The sequence below is a fragment of the Streptomyces sp. NPDC050485 genome (assembly GCF_044458185.1).
Lineage (GTDB): Bacteria > Actinomycetota > Actinomycetes > Streptomycetales > Streptomycetaceae > Streptomyces.
In genome coordinates, this window is the sequence record NZ_JBITHR010000021.1 from 77,243 (window position 1) to 101,615 (window position 24,373).

Genomic DNA, 24,373 nt, shown 5'->3' on the forward strand with positions numbered 1-24,373 from the left:
CTACCGACGAGCCAGCCAAGCACGGCCCCGGCCGGACCGAGAACTTTCTTTCTGGCCATATGCCCCTGCCGCCCGCCCACCCGCCGCACTCGAACCCCCCACACCCCAGGGACCCCACCCGTCCCCCTCCCCGAAGCTGGTCCGACCGCCCGCCACCCCGCCCCCAACTGCGGGAATACATCCGGGCGTTGGGCGCAGAACCCCCGAACCCCGAAGCCCCCACAAGCTTCCGAAGCGACCGGGCGCACGCGCCGGAGCGGGGGACAGACGAACCATTCCCGGCGGCGCTCAAGGCCGGTATCCCCCTGGACACACGCGGGCCGTACGCGGCGGATCTTCGGCCCGCACGGGCACCCCCACCGGCCTCACCGGCCGCCCCCGAGCGATCCCCCGACGTCGACCACCCGCGCCCACCCCGGCGGCGAACCCGGTACGTAACCGGGGTCGTCCTCGTTCCACGACGGCCGGGCCCGGCGGGGGAACAGGCCCACCATCGTGCGGCACGGTGGGCGCGTGCTGGGCCAGGGGGCTGACCATCGGTCAGGGCGCGATGGCATCAGGGCGTGGCTGTGCTGGGGTGAGTCGATCAGGACGGCGGCGAATCCGGTCCACGATCCGGCGGGTGGGGTGCTCTTGCCGGTAGCCGCGCAGTCGCGGCGCTTCCGGCCGCCCCGGTGAAGTGCACCCCAGCGCCCCGGTCTGCTCGGGGACAGTGCCGAGCACGCCCGTCCAGGTGGGTTCGGTGTGGGCCAAGCAAGGTGAACGGGCCGGGGGGCGGGCTCAGTTGTGGGAGACGGTGAGTTTGTAGAAGGCGACGCGGGCGCCGTTGGTGGTGCTGTTGGAGGACGACTGGTTGTAGGAGCCGGCCTTGAAGTACTGCTGGTAGGCGTTGAAGGAGGACGGGATCGGGTAGTGGGTGGTGCTTCCGTTGACCGTCAGGTCGAGCGTGTGCCCGCCCGAGACGCCGATGGTGTAGCTCCATGTGGTGCCGACCGGTACATGGCCTACGGTGTGTCGTGTCTGGCCACCCGAGGGCGAGTTCTCCGTACCGAGGGCGATGTCGCCGTTGGAGTCGTAGTACAGCTCCACGAGTGGCTTGGTGGATGAGCCACCCGTACCGAGGTGGATCTGTCCGACACACACATGGGAGGTCACCGACACCACGCGCAGTGTCGCGTCGAGGCGGTGGGTGCCCTGGAGCGGCCAGTTCGCGGGGCTGCCGACGCGGTTCATCTCGCGCAGTTCGGAGCGGGCGTAGTTGGAGTTCGGTGTGGTGACGCCCTTCTCGGGCGCCCAGAAGGTCATCGCGCCGTCGTGGCCGTCGGTGTAGAAGTACGAGTCCTGGAACCCGTTGGCGCCCTGCAGCCGGGACGAGGGGATCGTGGTCGGCGAGCCGGGGGAGCCCACGGGTTCCTGGAGTTCCCACACCGACAGGTCGAAGTTGCCGCCGGGTGCCACCCGTGCGGCGGGGTGCGGGACGGCTGGAGGTGTGGCCGATGAGGCGGGAGCCGCGAGGGCGAGGCCGGTGGCGGCGGTCGCAGCGGCCAGGGCGGTGAGCAGCGTGCGTATGCGCATGGGGGGGCTTCTCCGCGTAGATGTTCATAACCATGGACATTGAGTGTGGATGTGAACTCTGGAACGGTAGAACCCTGCTGAGGACGCGTCAATATCTGTGGCCGATCCGGTGAGCGGTGAGCGCCGGACCGGCCGCCGGCCAAGGGGCCACTGGGTGGCGATCCCCACGCCGCGCGCGTACGAGGGTCTCGGTGGTCTCCCCGGTGCGCTCGAATGCTTTCGGTTGTCCTGGCAAACCTGATGCGGGGCAAGTGCACTGCATCGAGGTAATACCGACCGGATCTTGGCATGAGCCGACGGCAGCGGGCCTATTACTGGTCCCGGAGAGCTGGGCGGATTCCACAGATCCGCTCTCAGTTCTCCTTCGTCGGTTGGCCGGCGTACTGCGATCACCCCTCGCGAAGGAGAGAGCCCGGCGGATGACCCTTGAGACCACCCCGGAAGCGCAGCCCGCGCCACCTCGGCAGAAGAGTCTGGGCACCGCGGCTGCCCGCAACCTTGCCACCACGGCAAAGTCCGCCCCGCAGATGCAGGAGATCACCTCTCGCTGGCTGCTGCGGATGCTCCCCTGGGTGGAGACCAAGGGCGGTGCCTACCGGGTGAACCGCCGGCTGACGTATGCCGTCGGCGACGGGCGCATCGAGTTCGTCCAGGACGGTGCCCATGTCCGGGTGATCCCCCGTGAACTCGGCGAACTGGCCCTGCTGCGCGGCTTCGAGGACGTCGAGGTGCTGGCCGCGATCGCCGACCGGTGTGTCCAGCGCGACTTCCGGGCCGGCGACGTGCTGGTCGAGCGTGGCGCCCCCGCCGGGCAGGTCCACCTGATCGCCCACGGCCAGGTCAGCCAGACCTCCGTCGGTCAGTACGGTGACGAGGTGGCCGTCGCCCTGCTCGCCGGCGGTCACCACTTCGGTGGGGACACTCTGTTGGACGCCGACGCCACGTGGGACTGCACCGCCACCGCGGAGACGGCCGGCACCCTGCTCGCGCTGTCCCGCGCCGACTTCGACGGCGTGCTGTCCAGGGCGCCGAGCCTGCGGGCCCACATCGAGCACTACAGCTCGCTGCGTCTGAAGCGGCAGAACCGCCACGGCGAGGCCGAGATCGGGATGTCGGCCGGTCACGCCGGCGAAGCCCAACTGCCGGGCGCCTTCGCCGACTACGAAATCCACCCGCGCGAGTACGAACTCTCCGTCGCGCAGACGGTTCTGCGGGTCCACACGAGGGTCGCCGATCTCTACAACGGGCCGATGGACCAGACCGAGGAGCAGCTCAGGCTCACCATCGAGGCGCTGCGCGAGCGCCAGGAGCACGAGCTGATCAACAACCGGGAGTTCGGGCTGCTCCACAACGTCGCCTTCAAGCAGCGGTTTCAGACGCGCTCGGGGCCGCCCGCCCCGGACGACCTCGACGAGCTCCTGTGCCGGCGCCGCGGCACGAAGCTGTTCCTCGCCCACCCCAGGATGATCGCGGCGATCGGGCGCGAGTTCAACGCCCGCGGGATCTGCCCGGGCCAAGTCGATCTCGGCGGGCACCAGGTCCCGGCGTGGCGCGGCGTCCCGATCCTGCCCTGCGACAAGATTCCCATCAGCGAGGAGGGGACCAGTTCGATCCTCGCGATGCGAACCGGCGAGGACAGCCAGGGCGTCATCGGCCTGTACCAGACCGGCCTGCCGGAGGAGCACGAGCCGGGGCTGTCGGTGCGCTTCATGGGCATCAGCGAGCAGGCGATCACCTCGTACCTGGTCTCCACCTACTACTCCGCCGCCGTCCTGGTGCCCGATGCGCTCGGCGTGCTGGAGAACGTGCAGATCGCCCGCAGGCGCGACTAGGAGCCGAAACGGCCTGCCGTCCCGGGCGGCCCTACCCGGGGTTCGGGGCAGACCGCCCCGCCCCACTTCACCTCACCTCAGGAGCTACGGATGCCCGAGCCTGGTTCTGCCCCTGCGCTGTCGAGCCAGTCAGCCGCCGCGGCCCGTCTTCAGGCGCGCACCCATACCTCCGGCGTCGAAGCCGGGGCCCGGCCCGCCCTGCCCGGGCCGCCCCGGGTCCCCGTCCCAGCGGCAGCCGTTCCCGCAGACACGTCCGTACCCGGTATCGGACCGGGTGGTGACCTGATCGAGCGGCAGGTGCGGGAGGGCACCGCACCGGCGAGGCAACTGGGCCCTGCCCTGGAACGGATCCTGCGCGGCCCCACCGGTCTGGGCACGGCCGGCTTGCGGCTGGGCCGGCGCGAGCCGGCCCCCGCTCCTGGGCCACCGGCGGAGGGCATCGCGATCCCGGGCCTCTACCACCATCCGGTACCGGAGCCCGACCCGGCGCGGGTGGAAGAGGTCAGCCGCAGGATCAAGGCATGGGCGGTGGGCGAGGTCGAGGCCTACCCCCCGGAGTGGGAGGACCAGTTCGACGGCTTCTCCGTCGGCCGCTACATGGTCGCCTGCCATCCCGACGCTCCCACCGTCGACCACCTGATGATCGCCGCACGGCTGATGGTCGCCGAGAACGCGGTCGACGACTGCTACTGCGAGGACCACGGTGGCTCACCCGTCGGTCTCGGCAGCCGACTCCTGCTGGCGCACACAGCCCTCGACCCGCTGCACACCACGAACGAGTACGAGCCGCCGTGGGCGGACTCGCTCCAGTCGGACGCCCCCCGGCGCGCCTACCGCTCCGCCATGGAGTACTTCCTCCAGCACGCCACTCCCTCCCAGGCCGACCGGTTCCGGCACGACATGGCCCGTCTGCACCTGGGGTATCTCGCCGAGGCCGCGTGGGCCGAGACGGACCACGTTCCCGAGGTGTGGGAGTACCTGGCGATGCGCCAGTTCAACAACTTCCGCCCCTGCCCCACCATCACCGACACCGTCGGCGGCTACGAACTGCCGGCAGACCTGCATGCCCGGCCCGCCGTGCAGCGCGTCATCGCCCTCGCCGGCAACGCCACCACCATCGTCAACGACCTGTACTCGTACACCAAGGAACTCGACAGCCCCGGCCGGCACCTGAACCTGCCGGTGGTGATCGGCGAACGCGAGGGCAGGTCCGACCGGGACGCCTATCTGAAGGCGGTCGAGGTCCACAACCACCTCATGCACGACTTCGAAGCCGAAGCCGCCGCCGTGGCGGCAGCCTGCCCCGTCCCGAGCGTGCTGCGCTTCCTGCGGGGAGTGGCCGTATGGGTCGACGGCAACCACTACTGGCACCAGACCAACACCTATCGATACAGCCTGCCCGATTTCTGGTAAAGAATGGACCTCTCTGTGACCACCGAGCTCACCACCAACACCTCCGCCTTCATCCCCGCCCCGGTGTCGCCCTACCAGGGGGACATCGCCCGTTACTGGGACCAGGAGGCCAGGCCCGTGAACCTGCGTCTCGGCGACGTCGACGGGCTCTACCACCACCACTACGGCATCGGCGACGTCGACCACGCCGCCCTCGGGAACGCCGAGGACAGCGCGTACGAGAAGAAACTGATCGCCGAGCTCCACCGCCTGGAGTCGGCGCAGGCCGAAGTCCTTTTGGACCACCTCGGCTCCATCGGGCGTGATGACACACTCATGGATGCCGGCTGCGGGCGGGGCGGGTCGATGGTTATGGCGCACCAGCGATTCGGATGCAAGGTCGAGGGGGTCACCCTGTCGGCCAAGCAGGCCGAGTTCGCCAACCGGCGCGCCCACGAACTCGGCATTGACGACCACGTCCACGCCCGCGTGTGCAACATGCTCGACACGCCCTTCGAGACCGGGCGGGCAGCGGCTTCGTGGAACAACGAGTCGAGCATGTACGTCGACCTGGACGACCTCTTCGCCGAGCACTCCCGCGTCCTCGCGGTCGGCGGCCGCTATGTGACCATCACCGGCTGCTGGAACCCGCGTTACGGCCAGCCCTCGAAATGGGTCTCCCAGATCAACGCCCACTTCGAATGCAACATCCACTCCCGCCGGGAATACCTGCGCGCCATGGCCGACAACCGTCTCGTACCGCAAGCCGTCATCGACCTGACCGCCGCGACCACGCCCTACTGGCAGCTGCGGGCCACCTCCTCCCTGGTCACCGGCATCGAAGAAGCCTTCCTCAACTCGTACGCGGACGGCTCCTTCCAGTACCTCCTGATCGCAGCCGACCGCGTCTGACCTCGCTGCCCCTCCGGTGGTGGTGGCACATGGGGCGGGGCCGGCCGGGGTCGACCTCGCCCGGCCCCTGGCCACCGACATGACTCGACCATGCCGAACGGGCTCACTTGGGGAGCAGCCGGTTGACGCGGTACACCTCCGGAACGCAGAGGTTGGCCGCGGCGGCGACGGCGATCAAGCCCGCGCACACCATCAGCACCGCCCGGTTGTCCCAGGCGTCCGCCGCGAGGGCGGTGATGAGGTAGCCGAGGGGGATGGCGAGGCGTTCGCCGATGTTGTTGAACGCGCTCATGCGGCCCAACTCGGCCTGGGGTACATGCTGTTGGAAGGCGGTGCTCCACGTCACGATCGCGACGTCGAGCCCGATCCCCGCCAGCAGGGCGGCGAGCAGCACGAAGACGAGCGGCAGGCCCCATGCCATCGCGGCCAGGGGGAGCGTGAGGGTGAAGCCGGTCGCCACCGACACCGCAAGGAGGTGGTGCGGCTTCCAGCGCAGGCACACCAGCGTCCCGGCCAGCAGCCCCGTCGCGAAGGCCGCCTGAACCAGCCCCCAGTCACGCGCGCCCCCGTACCGCTGCGCGGCGACGACGGGCCCGAGGAGCTGGTAGCCGGCCAGCCACGCTGCGACGAGGACGGTTCCGGCGGCCGTGTACGTCCACAGCCAGGTGCGCGACCAGAAACCGGTCCATCCCGCCCGCAGGTCGGCCAGGGCGCTGTTGACGGCGAGGGGGGCGTCCAGGCGGAGGCCGAGGAGCAGCAGGGCCGCGACGGCGAAGGTCAGCGCGTCCCAGGCCAGCGCCCAGGCGGGCCCGCTGAAGGCGACGATGATTCCGCCGACGACGGGCCCGAGCACCTTGACCGCGTTGCTCGGCAGCCGCAGCAGCACGTTGGCCTGCTGGAGGTGCTCGGCCGGGACGATCTGGCTCACGGCTCCCTGGGCGGCGGGCACGGTGAGGGCGACCGCGGTTCCCGAAGCGAAGCCGCAGACGGCGATGGAGGTGGTCGTCGCGTGGCCGGTGGCGACGGTCGCGGCCAGCGCGCCCTGAGCGACGGCGGCGAGCAGGTTGCCGAGGAAGAGGATCCGGCTGCGGGACAGCCGGTCCGCGAGGACCCCGCCCGCGAGCAGGAAGACGATCGTGGGCACGGTGTTGGTGGCGAGCACCAGGCCGAGGGACCCCGCGCCCCCTCCCTCGCCGATGACCGAGTACGCCAGTGCGAGCGGGGCCATCGCGGACCCGGTGGCGGAGATCAGATTGGCGAGAACGAATCGCCGGAAGGCAGCGACCTTCAGAGGTGCCATGCGGATGGTCGGTGAGCCTGCGGCGGTTTTCAATGTTCTCCCTTGAGCCAGGTGCGGCGAGCACCCTAGTGCTGCGCCCGTCCCGGAGGATCGGCGGGGGTGATCGCATTTCCGCAGGTCAACAGCCGCAAAATGCGCCCAAGTTGTCGATATGAAGGCATGGGCGGAATGGCATCGCTGCCCCCGAAAAAGGCCGCCTCGCGCACGCTCACGCCGCCGAGCCGTCCGGTCCGTGCCGTGCGCTCCGTCAGCTTCGGTCCGTGCGCTCCGTCCGCTCCGTTCGGGATCTTGTTCGGGCTATCGTGACCGGATGCCTGAAGCTCCCGAGAAGTTCGACACCGCGATGGCCGCCTGGCAGGAGTGGCAGGAGGCCCCCTGGGGCCGGCTGCGCTACGCGATCGCCGAGGCAAACCTGGCCCGTCATCTGGACGGCCTGGGCGGCGGGCCGCTGCGGGTACTGGACCTGGCCGGTGGCGACGGTGGTGACGCCATGCGCCTGGCGGCTCGGGGACACCACGTCACCATCGTCGACTACGCCCCCGAGATGCTCGCGGCCGCGACCGAACGGGCCTCGGCGGGCGGCCTGACGGAGCTGATCACCTGCGTGCGGGCCGATGTGACCTCGCTGCCCGCCGACCTCGCCGCCGGGGAGTTCGACGTGGTCCTGTGCCACAACCTCCTCCAGTACGTGGACGATGTGCCGGGCACCCTCGCCCCGGTCCTCGCCCCGCTGAAGCGCGGCGGGCTGTTCTCGGTGATGGCCGCCAACCGGCACTCGGCGGCCCTGAACATCGCAATCCGCGCGATGGACCCCGCGGCCGCCCTGGCCGCGCTCGACACCGACCAGGCCCGGACGCAGACGTTCGACGCGGCGATGACGCTCCACACCGCCGAGGAGATCATCCCCGTCCTGCGGGACCTCGGCTGCCAGGACGTACGGCACTACGGCATCCGCAGCTTCTGCGACTACATCACCGACGACGCACGAAAGTACGACCCGGCTTTCTACGCCGACCTGGAGCAACTGGAACTCGCCACCACCGCGCGTGCGCCCTACATGCACACGGCTCGGCTCTTCCAGCTGACGGCGACCAGGGGCTGAGATCCAGCCGCGTCGGCGGTCGACGGACCTGGTCGCCGTCGACGCGGGCCTGCCCGTGGGCTGGATCAGCTTCGGTCCGTACCGGGGCGAGGCGCCCGGCCTTGAACGAGCGGGCGAGATCTACGCGTTCTACATTCGGCCGGAACTGATCGGCCAGGGCGTCGGCCGAACCCTCCTCAGCGAGACGCACACCCGCATGGAGGCCGAGCGCTTCCGGACCTCGGCGTTGTGGGTCCTCAGCGCGAACAAGCCTGCCCGCCGCTTCTACGAGCGGGCCGATTACGAGGCCGACGGCGGCACTCAGGACGACGTCTACGCCGAAACCACCCTCACCGAGCTCCGCTACCGGCGGGCGCGCTAAGCGCTCCGCGGGAGGTGGCGTTCGTCGGCATCGCGGCGGAGCCGCATGGTGTCGCAGCCCCGCGCTCCTTCAGGGCGCGTACCGCACCGGACCTGCTGGCCGCGAGACAACGCCCCGTCCGTACCGCACAGTTGGCACGCCAGTCCGGAGCGTCACCCGAAAGGTGATCCCCGACGCGCCCGTGACGAACCCGGGTCAGGCTCGGTGCAGGGACGGGGGGCGGGCCACCGGGCCCCGGGCCCGACAGCCGGTGACCGTGCTGTCCGACGGCTGGTGGCCGAAGGGGAGGACGGCGTGACGTACGAGAGCGGACCGGCGCGCGGGGCCCGGACCGGCGATGCGGTGCTGCTGGTGGCGGGGCTTGCCGATCTCGCGGTGAGTGCCGTGAGCAGCGCGGTGGGAGAGGTGCGCGGGCTGCTGAGCCGTGCGGACGTGGCCGAGCTGGCCGAGGAGGGGCAGCGGGACCTCAAGGCCCGCGGGCGGCTCGCCCTGGACCGCTGTGCCACGATCCCGCCCGCGCATCTGGAGGTACTCGCCCGGCACGCGGTCGCCCGGCGCGGTGACCATGCTTGACACCACCGAGCGGGTGGCGCGGTGATGGCGGCGATGTCCGGCGTACCCCGGCCAGGCGAGGCGGTGACCGTAGCGATGTCGGGCGGCGCCGGGCAGACCCCGCTGGCCGACAACGCTTTCGCGGAGGCGGCGCGGTGACCCCGGCGATGACCGACACCACCGGCCAGGCGGCGTTCAAGCACCGGGTGGACGACGTACTGCGCGACTTCGTCCAACGCGAAATCGACGAACTGCTGGAAATCGACGCGGAGTTGGCCCCGCTGGCCGAACAGCTCCACATCGCCACCGCCTACGGCAAACGGCTCAGGGCGGCGTTCTGCTACTGGGGATGGCGCGCGGCCGGGCAGCCGGACAGCGACGCCCTCGTCCGGGCGGCGGCCGCGATGGAACTCGTGCACGCCGCGGCCGTCGTGCACGACGACCTCATCGACAACAGCGCGGTACGCCACGGCCTGCCCACCGCCCACCTCGCGCTGCGCGCCGCCACGGCCGGCAGCCCGCGTCCGACGACCGCCGCCCGGTCCCTGGCCATGCTGGTGGGCGACCTGTTGATGTCCTGGGCGGGCCAGCTGTTCACCACCTGCGGCCTGCCCGGGGCCTACCTCTCGCGGGCCCGCCCGCTGTGGGCGGTGCTTGCCCGCGAACTGGTGGCGGGGGAGTGCCTGGAGATCCTGCACACCGGCGGACGTCCGGACCCGTACACCTCGTTGAAGGTGATCCGCTACAAGACGGCCAAGTACACCGTGGAGCATCCGCTGCACATCGGCGGCGCCCTGGCCGGTGCCTCCGGAGAACTGCGGGCGGCCTTCTCCGAGTACGGGCTGCCGCTGGGCGAGGCGTTCCAGCTGCGGGACGACCTGCTCGGGCTGTTCGGCGACCCGGCCCGCACCGGGAAGGCGAACGCCGACGACATCACCGCACACCGGCCCACCGCACTCCTGGCGTACACCTGGCACAACGCCCCGCCGCACGAAAAGCAGGAGCTCGGACGGCTGTTGGGCGCGCGCGACCTTCAGGAGGACGGTCTGCGGCGGGTACGGGAGATCATGCACGGCGCGGGCGCCCCGGCCCGAATCGAGTCGATGATCACGGAGCGGATCCGGCTCGCCGCGGCCGTCCTGGACCACACGGACCTGCCCCGCGAAGCCGCCCGCGCGCTGGCCGACCTGGCACAGACGGCCACCGTCCGCCACCACTGATCACACCGTCCACCATCAGCGATCTCGCCGTCCGCCACCACTCATCACGCCCTGCGCCACGACTGATCTCGCCGTCCGCCACCACTGATCGCCCCCTGCGCCACCACCGATCACCCTTTCACCGCGAGGAGCCCCGATGGCCTACACCGAGCAGAACCTTCAGGCGCTGCGGCAGGCGGGTGACGAGCTGGCCGACGCCACCGTGGCGACCCTGTTCGAACGCGGTGAGGTGGGAAAGTTCAACACCCTCATGCGGTACGTCTCCACCACGGGCCAGGAACTGCCCGACGGGCTGCCGGAGGTGGCCCGCGCCTACCTGCACGAAACCAGCACCCCGCCCTCGTGGGTGGACTGGAGCGAGATGGAGAAGGCCCGGCTGTTCTTCATCGACAACAACGTGCACATCTCCACCGCCCTCTCCTTCGCCTCGATGCCCGCCTGCTACGTCCTGCCCCACGTGGCCAAGCTGCTCTCCACGACCCATGGCCTGAGCTACCCCTCCAAGCGGATGGCGGAGACCGGGCAGTTCACCGTCTACCTCATGCGACCGGACGCCTTCGAAGCCGGCAGCCGCTTCATCCCCGCCGCCCAGAAGGTGCGCCTGCTGCACGCCTCGATCCGCCACCACCTGCTCCGCGAGAACCGCTGGGACATCGAGAACCTGGGCACGCCGATCTGCCAGGAGGACATGATCGGCGGCCAGATGATGTTCTCCATCCAGGTCCTGGACGCCCTGCACCGGCTGGGCATCCACATGAGCACCGAAGGCGCCGAGTCGTACTTCTACGCCTGGCGCGTCGTGGGCGCGATGCTCGGCGTCGACCAGGCCCACGCGCCGCGGGACCTCGACCAGGCACGCCAGTTCTCCGACCTGTACATGACCCGCCACATGGGACCGTCCGAAGAGGGCGCCCACCTCACCCGCCAGCTCATCGACCTCTTCGAAGAGGTCGTCCCGGGCACCTTCTTCGACCCCCTGGTCAGCGCACTCATCCGCTACCTCGTCGGCGACACCTGCGCCGACTGGCTCCAAGTCCCCCGCACCCGCTGGGACACCGCCGTCAAAGCCGCCCCCGCCCTCCTCGGCATCCTGGAGACGATCGAGGACAACTCACCGCTCGGCGCTTGGGCGTTGGACCGCCTCGGCCACCTCACCACCGTCTTCGAACTCAGCTCCCTGACCCGCGGCCGCGTCATGCACTACGCCATCCCCGAGCACCTGAAGCAGGAGTACGACATCTCCTCCACGCTCCCCCGAAGCCGCCGCTGGACCCCACCGGCGCCCTCGGTGGCGGGGTACTGAACGGCACCACCGAGGGCGCAGGATGCAGGATGCGCGAAGCGGAGAAAGACCTGCCGACAGCCCCCGTCGCCTGTGCGGCCGCCGTCAGTTCGCGGCGGGCGGGGCGAGGCGTTGCAGGTAGTAGTCGAATGCGGCGCCGGAGCCGGTGAGGTACAGCGAACCGTCCGCGGTGCTGGTGAGGCCGATGACCTCTGAGATGGACTTGTTGAGACCGGTGACGGCTTCCCAGGCGGAACCGGTCCAGCGGACCAAGTGCTGCGGCTGGGCGAAGTCGAGACCCGCGTAGAGCTGCCCGTTGTAGAAGGCGAAGCTGTTGACGTACCCGGGGTAGGTGCCCGGCGCACCCGGCGTGTTCCGGTGGGTCCAGTTCGTGCCGTCCCAGTGGATGATGTGCGCTCCGGGACCACTCTCGGCCACGGCCGCCCAGACGTCGTTCGGCCCGGTGCTGATGATCTCGCCAACGCTCGCGCTCGCCACTGTCGCCGGCACCGGTACCTCGGTCCATTGCGTGCCGTCGAAGTGCAGGACGAGCGCCCCGCGGGCGCCGGTGCTGGTGGATTGGTGGCCGGTGGCCCAGATGTCGTTCTCCGCCTTCACGTAGAGAGCCCCGAGGCCGCCCTCCATCGCCGAGAAGGTGGTGGTGTTCCAGTGCGTACCGTCCCAGTGGGTCACCGTCGGGTGGGAGAAGCCCGAGGAGTCACCGATCCGGGTGTCGCCGACGCCCCACAGGCTGGTCCGGCTGACGGCCTTGGCGGCGACGATCTCCAGATTCTGTGTGTCGGGGTTGAGATTGGCCGACCAGGTGGTGCCGTCGAAGTGGTTGGCCCGCCAGTATCCGCCCGGTCCGCCCTTGAACCCGATCGCCCACAGGTCGTCGGGGGCGGTGGCGGTGAGGACGTCGAGGCTGGCGTTGGCCGGCGCGGCAGGCAGCTTGCTCCATGCCGTCCCGTTCTTCTGCCACAGCTCGTGCTGGGACCAGCAGCCGCCCATCCCGCAAAACGTATCGGTGGTCCTGGCCAGGGCGCTCTGGTTGTCGAACGGGATGAGTAACGAGGTCTTGTTGTCTCTGGGCTGGGGCAGGGTCTCCCAGCCGGGTGTGGTCGCGGCGTTCGCGGGTGCGGCCAGCAGGGCCACGCCCACAGCGGCCGTGGCCAGCAGGGCGGCGGCCGGACGGAGGCCGCGCGCAAGGTTCCTGATCATCTGTGCTCCGTGTGGATCGATGCGGGTGGTTCCCGGCTCGTGCGGGGAACCGTGTCCTCACCCTCCATCCCGGAGCCCGCCTCGGGCGCGGTTGCCATCCGGACGCCGAGCGGTCCTGGGCCAGCCCTCAAGACGGGCGGCGCTTTCCGGTCAGCCCACCGGCGGTCACCGATTTTCCCGGAGGGGACCCGGTGCTGGGTCCTGGCCAAAGTGGTGATCACGGCGTGTCGGGGTGGCGCCCGGCAGGATGGGCCCGTGCCGAAGAACCCGCCCGAGTCCGTGCAGCACCACCTGCGCCACCGGCTGAACACCCACGCCAAGGAGCGCTGGCCCCAGCTCAGCGGTATCCAGGTTCGCTTCCGCGCTGGATTCGCCTATGTCGCGGGCGAGTTGCCCGGCAAGCAGGAACCGCTTCCGCTGTGCCGCCTGCGGTTCACCGGCGTCCCGCACACCTGGGGCTTCGCCCGCTACCTCGCCAGCAGTGGCACGTACGAGGAGAACATCCTGCCCACCGGACTCCCCTTCGGCTCACCGGAAGAAGCCCTGGACTGCGCCGGCGGCCGCTACCTCGACAGCCCCCGCACCGTGACTGACGCTCCCGCGCCGGTCGGCATCGGGCTGGTCCGGATACCGGTGGGGCTCGTCCTCCTTGTCGGAGCACCGGCCTCGGGCAAGACGAGCTTCGTGCGGGCACTGATCGCGCGGCGGCAGATCGATGCCGAAACCGTGGTGTCCAGCGACGAGATCCGCGCGGAGCTCTTCGGCTACCCGCCCGCTGAAGCAGACCCCGATGCGGTGGACGCCCGCATTTTCGAGGAACGTGACCGCAGGATCATTGCCAGGCTCGCCGCGGGACGAAGTGCAGTCGCCGAATCGACGAATGTCACCCCGCAGGCCCGCGCACGACTCCTCGCCATCGCCAGGCGCTTCAACGCCCCGGTGACGATGCTGCGATTCACCCAGGACGTCACCGACCTCCTGCAACAGCACATCGAGCGGGGGCGCCCTGACGTCACCGCCGCAGATGTCCGCACCTACGCCGCGATCATGATGCGGGACGCCGGCGCCGACCAAGTACTCCAGAAGCCGGGCCGCCAGGTCGACGTACTCCCGGCGACGGGACTGCGCGGTGGCCAGGAAGTCGGCCCGCCGCGTGGCGCCGAGCGTCTTCGCGGCTTTCACCGCCCGGTCCAGGTGCGCGATGCACTCCGGGTCGCGGCCGGGGAGCTGCTCACGGCGCAGCGAGGCGTACGGCAGCATCGCGTCAATCTGGCGGCGCAGCACCCACACCACGGGGTGATGCTCGGTGCTCTCCCGGTCGGGGCGCGCGGGCCTTCTGGAGTGCCTCGTACACACGGTCAAGGTCGACCCCCGTCGCGATCACGGTCGTCTCCCGTCTCGGTCGTCGGCACCCGGCTGGCGCTGCTCCTGGCGTCGCCCCTGGTCTTCACCAGTCAACGGCCCTTCGGAGGCGGGGACTTGCACATTGTTCGCACATCGGTGATGCGGGTAGTCCAAGGGGCTGCAAGCATGGGAATCAGGCGGTTTCACCCTCGGGAAGACTTGGTCTTATGGGCATCACTGAACTGGCCCCAGGCGCGAACGTGGCAATGCTGCGGAAGGTGCGCGGGGTGTCGCAGGCGAATCTCGCGCGCAAAGCAGCGGTCTCGGTCTCGCTGCTGAGCAAGATCGAGGTAGGGGACCGGGCGCTGACGCCTGCCGTCGCCGCCGCGATCGGCAAGGCGCTCGGAGTGTCGATGGCCGAAGTTCTCGGCCGTGCCCCGGTCGCGCTGAACGACGAAGAGCGCCTGTCAGCGCTGCGTTCCGCGATGCGGGACTTCGATCTGCCCAGCGCCCGGAGCGTAGCGGAAGGCCGGCTCAGCGCCGGTCTCGACGCGGCGGGCCGCTACCGCGACGCCGTGGACGTGACACGGCTCATCGCCCTGCTGCCCGGCCTGCTGCGCGACGCCACCGCGCACGCGCACGCGGCGAACACCGTGGACAGCTGGACGGCACTCGCCGACGTCTACAGCACGGTGTACTGGCTGGCCGCCCGGCACCGCTGGATGGACATGGCCGAGCTCGCCGTCACCCGCCAGCGATGGGCAGTCGAGCAGAAACCCAACCCCCTCGGCGAAGACCTCGACGCCCACGGCCTCACCTTCGGGCCACGGAACACCTTCACCCACGAAACTGGCCACACGCGTGGACCTCGGCATGCGCCCAAGACCCGCACTCCGGGCTGCGAGTGCATGGCAGTTCCCCGTCGCACGCCTCACACCGTCTTGATGCCGCCGCCCTCTACGACGTAGTCGCCTCCAGTCATGCTTGCCGCGCGGTCTGAGACGAGGAACGCGACGACGGCCGCGACCTCGTCGGGTTCGACCATGCGGCCGGTGGTCATGCCCATTGCCGCGGGCACCCCGGACACGAATTCGCGGTGCCCGACGCCGTTCGCCTCGGCGAGGCGGGCGCCGAAGCCGTTGTCGTCCTCCCACATGCCGGTACGTGTCGGGCCGGGGGAGACGGTGTTCACGCGTACGCCCTGGGGTCCGAATTCCTCGGACAGCGCCTTGCCGAACGCGTTGAGGCCCGCCTTCGCGGCGCCGTACTCGATCGGGCCCGTGCCCGGCAGGCGCGCGCTCATCGACGAGATGTTCACCACGCAACCGCGGCGTTCCAGGATGCTCGGCAGCAGTCGGCGGGTGACCCGGACCGTGCCGAAGAGGTTGACCTCGAAGCTCTGCGCCCACAGGGCGTCGTCGGTCGCGAGGAACCCCTGCAGGGTGAACGCGTCTCCGCCGCCCAGGTTGTTGACCAGGATGTCCACGCCGCCGAGTTCGGCGAGCGCCTGCGCCCCCAGTTCCTCGGCGCCTTCCGGCGTACTCAGGTCGGCCGCGACCGGGTGGGCGCCGGCCTCCTTCAGTGCGGCCGTAATCGTTCGGGCCGCGCCGACAACGCGGACCCCCTCGGCGACGAGCTGCCGCGTGATCGCTAGGCCAACGCCTCGGCTTGCCCCGGTGACGACCGCGGTCTTGCCGACGAGATTGAGTTCCATGGCAGACTCCTTGCATATTTTTGAATCACAGGTACAAAATAAGTGCGAAAAAAATTGGGCCATCTGTCGAGACAGCTGACTACAAGGACGCCATTGCGGCGTCTACGACCCGCCTCAGCTGCATGGCGTCCTCGGCGGTCTTGGCCAGTACCCGCATGCCGATCACCGTCGCGAGCAACCAGGCGGCCAGTGCCGCCGCGTCGCGTCCGCCGTCGATCTCGCCGGCCCGCTGGCCTTCCTCGACGGTCGCCCGGAACGCGCTCTCCGTGCGTGCGAACATCTTGCGCACGGTGTCGGCCGTCTCGGCGTCCGAGGGGGCCAACTCGGCGGCGGTGTTGACCGCCATGCAGCCGCGCCGATCCCGGTCGCCCAAGTCGAGCTCGACCAGGGCTTCCAGTGCGCCCCGCAGCCGGTCCTTCGCTGAACCGGGATGGTCGAGGAGTTCCGTCAGCCAAGCGGCCTGTGAGTCGCGGTAGCGTGCCAGCGCGCGTTCGAACAATGCGTGCTTACTGCCGAAGGTGTTGTACAGACTGCCCTTGCCGATGCCGATCTCGTCCACGAGGTCCTGAGGCGTCGTCGCTGCGTACCCCTTGCGCCAGAACACGCCCATCGCGCGCTCCACCGCCACCTCCGGATCGAACTGCTTCGGCCTGCCCATGGCGTTACCGTAGCACCGTTTTTGACCTCAGGGTCAAATAGATGTCGCTTCTCGACGGCCGGTGTCAACGCAGCCTCCCGGCACGTCGCCGAGAGCCCCAGGGTGTCCGAGCTCGGACACCCGGTCCGTCGCTGTGGGGTCCCCCCCGAGCTGGGGGTGGCCGCTTTCAGGGAGCCTCATCAAGCAGAGGTGAAGCTGCTGGGGGACGGACTGGTCGGGCCAGCTCGGAGGCCGGTAGTCGTCGACCCGTTGGAAGCCGAGGAAGAGTCCGTCCTCGCGGTTGAGACCGGCGAAGTCGGCGTTCGACTCCGGGTGTGGTTCGAGGCCGGTGGCCTGCTGGTAGAACGCCGCCAGAGCAGGCGGATCCGGGCAGTCGAGTGTTATCGCGCTCAACCTCATCTGCGCGGGCATGGCACTGCACCTCCGGGCCGATCGGGGGACCCTCGCGACGCACACCCTGGAGGTGGCCGTCCTCAGTGCCGGACCAGGCAGAACGGATGCCCGGCAGGGTCGGCATAGATGCGCCAGCCCCGCCCGTCGGAATCGGCGTCCAACACCGTCGCCCCCTGGGCCAGCACCTGCTCCTGTGCCCGGTCCAAGTCCGCGACGCCGAAGTCCAGATGGAACTGCTGGGGCCGCGACGGATCGGCCCACACGGGCGGTTGATGGTCCGGGGCCCGCTGGAAGGCGAGGACGAGGCCGGACGGTGTGTGCAATGTCGTCCAGTCGTCGTCGAGCGCCCACCGCCGATCCGGCTGGTTGACGGCCCCGCCGAGCAGCGACTGGTAGAACTCGGCGAGTTCCACCGGATCGGAACAGTCCAGCACCACACACTGCAGTTCAGCGATCACGGGCCGATCCTAAGCGGCCTCCGGATGGCCCCGGCTCTCGACATCCAGGATCGAAGCGACGGACCCTGCCCCGCGTGTCCGGGGCTGAAGCGGCTGGCTCGGAACGCCCACCGTTCCTCCCGGGTCCCCGGCCGGGGCCGACCCGTACCCGGCCACCGTGCAAGAGTGTGTGACGCGGCTCCCCGGAGCCTGCTGCCGCTGGCCGCGGTCCCGTCGGCCGCGCTGGCTGTCCAGGTGCACGGGTGGGAGCCGCGCATCAGCTCCGGCTATCTGCCGGCCGTCCTGCTGCGCGCCCCGGAGGGTGCATCGCCGACCCGGCCATGAGTAACCGGACAGGCACCGAGTCCTACCGCCTCGCCCACACCAAAGCCCACACCAAAGCCCAGGCCGAACAGGCCGAGGCCAGCTGAGCGACTTCAAGGAGTCCACCTTCAAGGCGTACGGGGCCGAGGTGCTCAGCCCGTCGGCCGAGTCGGATCGGCCGTCTCGTCGGCCGAGCCGGACTGCCCGCCGCAGAACACCTCCTTGACGAGCCTCTGCTTCACCGTCTCAAGCGCCTCGGCTATGGCGGCGAGGCCGAGCTCGGCGTCCCCGAAGGTCAGCGAGGCGGTCAGGGTCTTACTGCCGTCGGGCGTGCTGTACATCAGTGACGCCCAGCCCCAAAGGCCGCCGTTGTGGTGGAGGATGGTGCCGCCGCAGTCCGTGTCCTGCACGAACAGTCCGAGGCCGTAGCGGTAGTCGCCGCTCTTGGGGTGCGGCGTGCGCATCTCGGCCAGCAGTGGGGCCGGCAGAAGCTTGCCGCCCATCAGCGCGGAGAAGAACGTGTGGAGATCCTGGGTGGTCGAGATCATGTCACCGGCGGCGGAGAGGCAGGAGGGGTTGAAGCGGGTGGTGTCGACCGTCTTCCACTGGCCGGCGTCCTGGTACCGGTAGTAGCCGTGGGCGTGCGGCTCGGGGATCTCCGGCGAGGCGCCCGGCACCACGGTGCCCGACAGGCCGAGCGGACCCAGGATCAGCCGCTGCATCTCCGCACCGTAGGAGCGGCCTGTGACCTTCTCGATCAGCAGCCTGGCCAGCACGTAGTTGGTGTTGGAGTAGCTCCAGTCCGTCCCCGGCTCAAACCGCGCCGGCTTGGACAACGCCAGCCGTACCAGCTCCTCGGGCCGGTAGGTGTGGAACTGGTTGTCCACCCACTCCTGGTCCGTCACGGGGATTCCCGGCGCGACCGTCCCGTCGTCGTAGACCTCGCCGGTGAAGTTGAACAGCCCGCTGGTGTGCTGCAGCAGCATCCGCGCCGTGATGCGCCGGTCCAGCCCGAACTCGGGCAGGTGGTCGGCCGCCGGGGTGTCCAGTCCGATCCTTCCTTCGGCCACCAGTTGCAGTACCAGGGTCGCGGTGAAGGTCTTGGTGTTGCTGCCGATCCGGAAGTGCCCGTTGGCCGGCGGCTCGGCGGCCTCGCCCAGCTCGCGCACCCCGGCGCTGCCGACCCACTGGCCCCGGTCATCGTGCACGCGCAGCTGCACTCCGGCGAGACCGGAATCGACGATCTCCTGGATGGCCTTCTGCAGCTCCGGGCGATCCGGCCCGGCAACGGAGTTCTTCGTGGTGCGGAGGGACTCACCCATGGTCATTCCTCAACTCGCGAAAGTAGGTGTTTGGCACAGCTCGAAACCACAACGGCGGCTCTGCCGGCTACCGGCCCCTTTGAGGCGGCCATGCGATGAGCGTGCACCCTGACCTAAGGTCAAGGTCAACCTCTCTCGCGACCGGGGGGCCTCGACACGCTGACCGTCCCGGTGCGGTACGCGGTCGCTCGGGTGCCCGCCTCGTCTACGAGGGCGATGAGCTGGAACAGGTGCGCGCTACCCTCGCCCATGTGATCGCCCGCAACCCATACCTCAAGGTGAGCGCGGAGGTCTCCGGCGACCACGGCTCGATCCTGCGCACGGACTTCCGTGTCGCCGACGCGGTTCGTGAGACCGCAACCGCCCACGATCCGGAGGTGTGCTGAGCCGATGGCAGACGGGCTGACGATCGGTCAGGCGGCGGCGTACGTCGGCGTCACGATCAAGACCGTGCGGCACTATCACCGGCTCGGCCTGGTCGCCGAGCCGGAACGTGACGGTTCCGGCTACCGGCGTTACGGGTCGGCCGACCTGCTCCGGCTGGTCCAGGTCCGGACCCTGGCCGGGGCCGGCGTGCCGCTGGCCGAGATCGGTGACCTGCTCGACGCCGATCCCGAGCGGTTCGCCGCCGACCTGGACGACGTCCATCGTCGGCTCACCGAACAGATCGAGGACCTGATCGCGCGCCGCGACACCCTGCACCGGCTCGCCCAGGGCGACCGGGTCCTGCTGCCCGACCGGGCCTGCGCGGTCCTGGACCGACTCGCCGATCTGGGCTTCAGTCCCGACTACGTGGCCACTCAACGGGAGGCCCTGGTGCTGGCCCGGGCGCTGGTCCCGGAGGTCTTCGACACCTTCCTGACCAGGCTTGAACACGGGCTTGACGATCCCGAGTTCGTCGAGCTGACCAAGCGCGGCTTGGACGCGACGTCCTGGGATCCCGACGACCCGCGGATCGAGGAGCTGGCGTCCGCGCTGGCCGACAAGCTGCTGGCCAACAGTGCACAGCTGGCGATGCCGACCGGGTTTCAGAACCGGTCCGACGCCGCCTCCCGGTACGGACTGGTCAACCACCACCGGGAAGACCAGGCACCGTCCATCGCCCGGTTGAACGCGCTGGTCGAGGCGAACCTGCGCGCGGCCGGCATCGACATCCCGCATCCGTGACGGCTCAGACCTCCACAACCACATCAGGACCCTCCACAGCCACATCAGGACGCCCTTCCGCGCTGAAGACCGGCGTCAAACTTTCTCGGACGTGGTCGCAACCTCAGGGGGTGCCGCACGTCTGGTGGGTTGAAGGCGCCCTTCACCAGCTGTTCCAGACCGTGTTTCCGTCACCTCCTCGGGAGAGTCCCATGTCTGTGCACGCCAAGCGGAACTACCGCCCCCGCCCCCGGGTCCTGGGTGCCGTCACCGGTATCACGCTGCTCCTCGGCGGCGCCTTCGCCGCGCAGGCCGTCGCCGACTCCGGCCCCGCCACGCCGAAGGTCGCCACGGCCGGCGACGCGGCCCCGCAGGCCGCGTCGAAGCCCGCCGTCTCCACGCCCGCCGGTACCCCGAAGGTCGAGGCGGGCAAGTCGGCCGACGCGGCCAAGCCCGCCGCCGGGTCCGCCACGTCCGGGGACGCGCCCAAGGTGATCCACCCGGGCAGCGGAGTCAAGAAGTAGCAGCAGCGGCAGCACCACGGGGCGGGCGGGCCTCCGCGCAGGCCCGCCCGCCCCTCCCGCAACGGATCGAGGCCCATGCAGTACGCCATCCCCGCAGCCCATCCCTGGTGGTCCCGGCTGCTCTCCCGCATGCCCCGGACCGAGGACAGGCCGGTCCGGGGCCGTCATCTGCGGGCACTCGACACGCCGTACGACGACGAACCGCCGCCCACGCTGACCGAGCTGTACCGGGCGCGGCGGCTCGACATGGTGCGGCTCGCGCTCTTCCTGGTGGACGATCTGCCCACTGCCGAGGACGTCGTCCAGGACGCCTTCGCCGCCGTCTGCCGCATGTACGGCACCTCGCTGGACGGCCTCCAGGACCCGGGGGCCTACCTGCGCACCGCCGTGGTCAACGCGGCCCGCTCGGTGCTGCGCCGACGCCGTACCTCGCGCGCCTACACCCCGCCCCACCAGGGCTACGGGCCGCCCCTCGACGAGGGACTGCTGCTCGCCGAGGAACACCGCCAAGTCCTGGACGCCCTAGCGCAATTGACGCAGCGTCAGCGCGAAGTACTGGTGCTGCGCTACTGGTCGGAGCTGTCCGAGGCGCAGATCGCGCAGACGCTCGGACTGGCGCGCGGCACGGTGAAGTCCACCGCGAGCCGCGCGCTGGACATTCTGGAGAAGAAGCTGGGGGCGGGCCGATGAACCCGAATGCCGAAGACCGCCGGTTCGCGACCGACGACCGGGTGCGCGCCGCGCTGGCCGCCCGCGGCGCACTCGTCACGCACAGCGATCTGCGCCGCGACGACCCCCCGCAGGGCCGCAGTTGGGGAGTGGCCCGGGTGCGCAGGGTTGCCTTCGCCGCGCTCGGTGTGGCCGCGACGGTGGTGGCCGTGTGCCTGCTGGTGCCCGGCAGCCCGTTGAACCCGGCTCCGGCACCGCCCGCCCACGCCCCGGGCATCAGCGAACCACCCCCGTCCACACCGAGCCCGGTCGGCCCGTCCCGTACGGACCCACGGGTGATCAACCCGCCATAGACCATGTCCGGATCGCGGCCGGTACGGCACACTCGCCCGGCTGTCGGCGCCTGTGGTGCCGTACCCCGGACAGCTCCCACGGAGCACCCGCGACCTGCTGCTTCAGGGGCATGAAGCTGGGTCTCTCCGGCCAGCTGTCCTTGGCAGGGTAGGCCGCCGGTCGCCGACAGTCCGCCGTTGCCCATAGGGTCGTGTTCTGGGGGAGAACCGTCATCATTGGAGGCCAGGATGCGGCGCTATCGGTGGATTCTTGAGACCCAGGACGACGACGGTCGCTGGTCCCCTGCGGACGGCGTTCCGATGCCGAATCCACTGGACTACGACGGGCCGCCCCAGCAGGCGGCGAACCACCTGCGAGACGTGTTTGTGCGCACGCTCTCGCGGCCTGCTCCCGGTCCCCGGGCGATTCGGGTCCGGGCGTGGGAGGGGAGTCACCCCGTCGGCGAGCCCCAGGCCGAGACCGAGTGGTCGCGGGAGTGACACGACGGGCCCTGGCCTGTGCAACAGCGAGGCACACGGTTGCGGCACACCTGCTGTCGGGCAGGCCGATCGCCGGTCTCTGGACGTCCGTGATCGAAATTGGAACGCGGTGCTGAACGGCGCGCTCAGCCATGCTCCTCTTCCTCGGCCTCCATCAGCCGGATTCCCTGGTGGGTCAGCGTCACCATCGCGGGTGTGTTGCCCGGTTCCCAGTCGACGGTGATCAGCCCCTCGCCCGCCAGGTAGGTGCAGGCAGCGGCCAGGTCCTGCTCCGGGACGTGGAGAGTGCTGCCGATTTCTGCGCCGGTGAGTCCGAGAAGGCGATTGCCTTCGGTGGATTCATACAGGGCCCGCAGAACCTGCGCGCGGTAGGCCTTCCGCTCATGCAGTGTTGCCATGACCGCGTCCTCTCGTGCGTGGGGTGGGGTGGGCGCCGAGGCGAAAGCCGGTGAGCGGGACGCCCGGGGACCCGCCCGCTGCCCCGGTCAGAGGGAGGTCGGGGTCACCGGCCGGTGTCCTTGCGGTCTGCACGACCGGCGGTGTCGGCCGGCTGACGGGGAGCTCCCGGTGTCCGCCTGTGGTGCTTCCTGCTGCGTCGGCCGACACCCGGCAGGGCTTCGCCGAAGTGGTACGACGCGATTCTCGCGTCGTGCTGGGCATTGAGCAGATGGATGAGCCGCACACCGATGGCAGTCATGATGATGATCGCCGCAATGAGGAGGATGGTCTCCATGGTGCTCACCTCCACGGGTCCGTGGGAGGGGAGCCGACCGGGCACCCGATCGGGTGCCCGAAGGGGGACATGCACGCCCCGCCTTCAGTCTCCCAGCTGTTCTCCCTGACCCGGGCGTCAACGGCGCCGCCGATGACGGCTTCGGCGGCCATCAACGCGGCGGCGGTGAGGACGCTCCCCGGGATCGAGGCGGCGGACATCAGCCGGGCTGCGGCGGCCGGTTCGGTTTCGGGCGGGATCACCAGCAGGTCCCAGCGAGCGACCGTGCGCGAGAGCAGGATCAGCTTGTCGGGGTCCTGTTCGGTGAACCAGCCCACGTGCACGGTGTGCCCGGCGGCAGGCACCTTGTGCGGGATGACGGGCCAGCGGGCGGGGTTCACTGTGACGCGTGTGATGCGCCCCCAGGTCTCGTCCAACGCGTCCGCCAGTGCCGGAAGCTCGGCGTACAGATCGCGGGAGTAGGGCCACCAGGCGCCGTCCAACTGTCCCGCGAGTGTGGTCCTGGGGGTGAGGGACAGCCGTGCGGGTAGCGACGGAGCAAGGACGCGAGGCGTTACGCCGTCGATGGTCGTGGTCATGGAGCGGACCTGCCCCCGGACTCGTCTGCGACAGTCCGGCACTTTTGATCGCCAGGAACGACACCCGCGTGGGAGCGGGCGCACGAAATACTCCCGGTTCCTTCACTCTACTCCGGTCCGCAGCCCTCAAACCTGCCGCGTGACCAGGCATTTCCCGGTGCACGGCGAGCAATCCCAGACGTGCGGCGACGAGTCTCCAGACAGGCATCCGGAGTACTGTGGAACAAGGGTGGCACATCGTCGGTCAACAGCCCCACCGACGTCGTACCGGCGTCGGACGACGTGTCGCCGCACCTCGCGGACAGGCGAACCATCATGGCTGAATCCGACGCCCCCACCCCTCCGAAGCTTCTCCCTGACGGTATTCACCACGCTGTGAAGCCCGGAACGGCGCTCCTCCGGCTGGAGACGACGCAGACCCGTGAAGGGGTCCTCGACGGTGCGTGGTGGCCGCGATCCCGTAACATCGAGGCGGAACTTCCCCCCCTGATCACGGCGTTGGCCGAGCATCTCGGCCCCATTACGCGCGTGGGCCTGGACGCCACCGCCTGGAATCGACTCCCCACCCGCCTGGTGATAGACGACCGGGTCGTGCACCTCGACTCCTTCCCTGTCGGTGATGACACCGTCCTCATCACTCGCGGAGAGAACGACCACTTCGCACTGCTCGTGGTCCCTCCGCACACCACCGCCGATGCCGCGCGCACCGCGATGGCCCGGGCGGTCCATGTCGACAACATCACCCAGGCCGCACAAATCCTCATCACCACCACCGAGCCTGCGGAAACGCGACCGGGAACCGACGGCGATAGCTAGGGGGAATCCGGTGGGTCGTGGCCGGGGTCGCGACGCCTGGCACGGCACCTCGCCGCGGTCGAATCCACATAGCTCCTCCCTCAATGCCTAAGGGCCAGGGGAACCCCCATTGAAGACGCTGCGGCGCCTCGCG

28 protein-coding genes are annotated in these 24,373 nt (G+C 69.9%); 17 read left to right on the plus strand and 11 right to left on the minus strand.

What is annotated here, in order from left to right:
• Positions 1-780 precede the first annotated feature (780 nt).
• Positions 781-1,575 (minus strand): polysaccharide lyase family 7 protein, encoded by a 795-nt coding sequence (locus ACIBK6_RS32400; RefSeq protein ID WP_399055302.1) that lies wholly within the window; start codon positions 1,573-1,575, stop codon positions 781-783.
• A 419-nt stretch (positions 1,576-1,994) separates the two neighbouring features.
• Between ACIBK6_RS32400 and ACIBK6_RS32405 the strand changes: the two genes are divergently transcribed.
• From ACIBK6_RS32405 to ACIBK6_RS32415, 3 genes are all read left to right on the plus strand, one after another.
• Positions 1,995-3,407 carry a family 2B encapsulin nanocompartment shell protein gene (locus ACIBK6_RS32405; RefSeq protein ID WP_399055304.1) on the plus strand — a complete coding sequence of 471 codons (1,413 nt, stop codon included), beginning with the start codon at positions 1,995-1,997 and terminating at the stop codon, positions 3,405-3,407.
• Between the two features lie 90 nt (positions 3,408-3,497).
• Positions 3,498-4,820, plus strand: coding sequence for a family 2 encapsulin nanocompartment cargo protein terpene cyclase (locus tag ACIBK6_RS32410; protein ID WP_399055306.1), 1,323 nt, complete (start codon positions 3,498-3,500; stop codon positions 4,818-4,820).
• Positions 4,821-4,823: 3 nt separating this feature from the next.
• Positions 4,824-5,711 (plus strand): geranyl diphosphate 2-C-methyltransferase, encoded by an 888-nt coding sequence (locus tag ACIBK6_RS32415; protein ID WP_399055308.1) that lies wholly within the window; start codon positions 4,824-4,826, stop codon positions 5,709-5,711.
• Between the two features lie 103 nt (positions 5,712-5,814).
• On the opposite strand, the gene ACIBK6_RS32420 is transcribed toward ACIBK6_RS32415, so the two are convergent.
• Complete coding sequence (locus ACIBK6_RS32420; protein WP_399055310.1) at positions 5,815-7,011, minus strand: MFS transporter; 1,197 nt, start codon at positions 7,009-7,011, stop codon at positions 5,815-5,817.
• A 310-nt stretch (positions 7,012-7,321) separates the two neighbouring features.
• On the opposite strand from ACIBK6_RS32420, the gene ACIBK6_RS32425 reads away from it, so the two are divergent.
• From ACIBK6_RS32425 to ACIBK6_RS32445, 5 genes are all read left to right on the plus strand, one after another.
• Positions 7,322-8,113, plus strand: coding sequence for a class I SAM-dependent methyltransferase (locus ACIBK6_RS32425; protein ID WP_399055312.1), 792 nt, complete (start codon positions 7,322-7,324; stop codon positions 8,111-8,113).
• Between the two features lies 1 nt (position 8,114).
• Positions 8,115-8,474: a GNAT family N-acetyltransferase gene (locus ACIBK6_RS32430; RefSeq protein WP_399055405.1), complete on the plus strand. Its 360-nt coding sequence runs from the start codon at positions 8,115-8,117 to the stop codon at positions 8,472-8,474.
• 294 nt (positions 8,475-8,768) lie between these two features.
• Positions 8,769-9,047 carry a polyprenyl synthetase gene (locus tag ACIBK6_RS32435; protein ID WP_399055314.1) on the plus strand — a complete coding sequence of 93 codons (279 nt, stop codon included), beginning with the start codon at positions 8,769-8,771 and terminating at the stop codon, positions 9,045-9,047.
• A 146-nt stretch (positions 9,048-9,193) separates the two neighbouring features.
• The gene (locus tag ACIBK6_RS32440) at positions 9,194-10,246 is read left to right on the plus strand and encodes a polyprenyl synthetase family protein (RefSeq protein WP_399055316.1); all 1,053 of its coding nucleotides are present in this window, start codon (positions 9,194-9,196) and stop codon (positions 10,244-10,246) included.
• A 136-nt stretch (positions 10,247-10,382) separates the two neighbouring features.
• On the plus strand, positions 10,383-11,549 hold the full coding sequence (locus tag ACIBK6_RS32445) for an oxygenase MpaB family protein (RefSeq protein ID WP_399055318.1): 1,167 nt from the start codon (positions 10,383-10,385) through the stop codon (positions 11,547-11,549).
• A gap of 84 nt (positions 11,550-11,633) precedes the next feature.
• Here the strand turns inward: ACIBK6_RS32445 and ACIBK6_RS32450 are convergent, their stop codons facing one another.
• Positions 11,634-12,749, minus strand: coding sequence for a hypothetical protein (locus ACIBK6_RS32450; RefSeq protein ID WP_399055320.1), 1,116 nt, complete (start codon positions 12,747-12,749; stop codon positions 11,634-11,636).
• A gap of 255 nt (positions 12,750-13,004) precedes the next feature.
• Here ACIBK6_RS32450 and ACIBK6_RS32455 point away from each other — a divergent pair, with 255 nt between their 5' ends.
• A complete protein-coding gene (locus ACIBK6_RS32455; RefSeq protein WP_399055322.1) occupies positions 13,005-14,432 on the plus strand; it encodes an AAA family ATPase in 1,428 nt (475 codons plus the stop codon).
• Positions 14,381-15,061, plus strand: a complete 681-nt coding sequence (locus tag ACIBK6_RS32460) for a helix-turn-helix domain-containing protein (protein ID WP_399055324.1) — start codon at positions 14,381-14,383, stop codon at positions 15,059-15,061. The genes ACIBK6_RS32455 and ACIBK6_RS32460 overlap by 52 nt, the downstream gene beginning before the upstream one ends.
• On the opposite strand, the gene ACIBK6_RS32465 is transcribed toward ACIBK6_RS32460, so the two are convergent.
• The 4 genes from ACIBK6_RS32465 to ACIBK6_RS32480 form a co-directional block, all read right to left on the minus strand.
• Entirely contained in the window at positions 15,025-15,807 is a 783-nt protein-coding gene (locus tag ACIBK6_RS32465; RefSeq protein ID WP_399055326.1) for an oxidoreductase, read from the minus strand. The two genes, ACIBK6_RS32460 and ACIBK6_RS32465, sit on opposite strands and share 37 nt — an antisense overlap.
• 79 nt (positions 15,808-15,886) lie before the next feature.
• Positions 15,887-16,465, minus strand: a complete 579-nt coding sequence (locus ACIBK6_RS32470) for a TetR/AcrR family transcriptional regulator (RefSeq protein WP_399055328.1) — start codon at positions 16,463-16,465, stop codon at positions 15,887-15,889.
• A gap of 33 nt (positions 16,466-16,498) precedes the next feature.
• Complete coding sequence (locus ACIBK6_RS32475) at positions 16,499-16,876, minus strand: VOC family protein (RefSeq protein WP_399055331.1); 378 nt, start codon at positions 16,874-16,876, stop codon at positions 16,499-16,501.
• Between the two features lie 62 nt (positions 16,877-16,938).
• Complete coding sequence (locus tag ACIBK6_RS32480; RefSeq protein WP_399055333.1) at positions 16,939-17,316, minus strand: VOC family protein; 378 nt, start codon at positions 17,314-17,316, stop codon at positions 16,939-16,941.
• A gap of 165 nt (positions 17,317-17,481) precedes the next feature.
• Here ACIBK6_RS32480 and ACIBK6_RS32485 point away from each other — a divergent pair, with 165 nt between their 5' ends.
• Complete coding sequence (locus ACIBK6_RS32485) at positions 17,482-17,640, plus strand: hypothetical protein (protein ID WP_399055335.1); 159 nt, start codon at positions 17,482-17,484, stop codon at positions 17,638-17,640.
• Between the two features lie 131 nt (positions 17,641-17,771).
• Here the strand turns inward: ACIBK6_RS32485 and ACIBK6_RS32490 are convergent, their stop codons facing one another.
• Positions 17,772-18,941, minus strand: a complete 1,170-nt coding sequence (locus ACIBK6_RS32490) for a serine hydrolase domain-containing protein (protein WP_399055337.1) — start codon at positions 18,939-18,941, stop codon at positions 17,772-17,774.
• A 230-nt stretch (positions 18,942-19,171) separates the two neighbouring features.
• Here ACIBK6_RS32490 and ACIBK6_RS32495 point away from each other — a divergent pair, with 230 nt between their 5' ends.
• From ACIBK6_RS32495 to ACIBK6_RS32515, 5 genes are all read left to right on the plus strand, one after another.
• The gene (locus tag ACIBK6_RS32495; protein ID WP_399055339.1) at positions 19,172-19,327 is read left to right on the plus strand and encodes a hypothetical protein; all 156 of its coding nucleotides are present in this window, start codon (positions 19,172-19,174) and stop codon (positions 19,325-19,327) included.
• 4 nt (positions 19,328-19,331) lie between these two features.
• The gene (locus ACIBK6_RS32500; RefSeq protein ID WP_399055341.1) at positions 19,332-20,108 is read left to right on the plus strand and encodes a MerR family transcriptional regulator; all 777 of its coding nucleotides are present in this window, start codon (positions 19,332-19,334) and stop codon (positions 20,106-20,108) included.
• Positions 20,109-20,299: 191 nt separating this feature from the next.
• Positions 20,300-20,611, plus strand: a complete 312-nt coding sequence (locus ACIBK6_RS32505) for a hypothetical protein (protein WP_399055343.1) — start codon at positions 20,300-20,302, stop codon at positions 20,609-20,611.
• A 75-nt stretch (positions 20,612-20,686) separates the two neighbouring features.
• Entirely contained in the window at positions 20,687-21,301 is a 615-nt protein-coding gene (locus ACIBK6_RS32510; RefSeq protein ID WP_399055345.1) for an RNA polymerase sigma factor, read from the plus strand.
• Entirely contained in the window at positions 21,298-21,633 is a 336-nt protein-coding gene (locus tag ACIBK6_RS32515; protein WP_399055347.1) for a hypothetical protein, read from the plus strand. The genes ACIBK6_RS32510 and ACIBK6_RS32515 overlap by 4 nt, the downstream gene beginning before the upstream one ends.
• A 605-nt stretch (positions 21,634-22,238) precedes the next feature.
• On the opposite strand, the gene ACIBK6_RS32520 is transcribed toward ACIBK6_RS32515, so the two are convergent.
• The 3 genes from ACIBK6_RS32520 to ACIBK6_RS32530 all read right to left on the minus strand — a co-directional run bounded on the left by ACIBK6_RS32520 (position 22,239) and on the right by ACIBK6_RS32530 (position 23,424).
• Positions 22,239-22,511 carry a hypothetical protein gene (locus ACIBK6_RS32520; RefSeq protein WP_399055349.1) on the minus strand — a complete coding sequence of 91 codons (273 nt, stop codon included), beginning with the start codon at positions 22,509-22,511 and terminating at the stop codon, positions 22,239-22,241.
• Between the two features lie 104 nt (positions 22,512-22,615).
• Entirely contained in the window at positions 22,616-22,846 is a 231-nt protein-coding gene (locus ACIBK6_RS32525) for a hypothetical protein (RefSeq protein ID WP_399055351.1), read from the minus strand.
• A 5-nt stretch (positions 22,847-22,851) separates the two neighbouring features.
• Positions 22,852-23,424, minus strand: coding sequence for a DUF5994 family protein (locus ACIBK6_RS32530; RefSeq protein WP_399055352.1), 573 nt, complete (start codon positions 23,422-23,424; stop codon positions 22,852-22,854).
• A gap of 315 nt (positions 23,425-23,739) precedes the next feature.
• Here ACIBK6_RS32530 and ACIBK6_RS32535 point away from each other — a divergent pair, with 315 nt between their 5' ends.
• Positions 23,740-24,240, plus strand: a complete 501-nt coding sequence (locus ACIBK6_RS32535) for a DUF5994 family protein (RefSeq protein WP_399055354.1) — start codon at positions 23,740-23,742, stop codon at positions 24,238-24,240.
• Positions 24,241-24,373 lie beyond the last annotated feature (133 nt).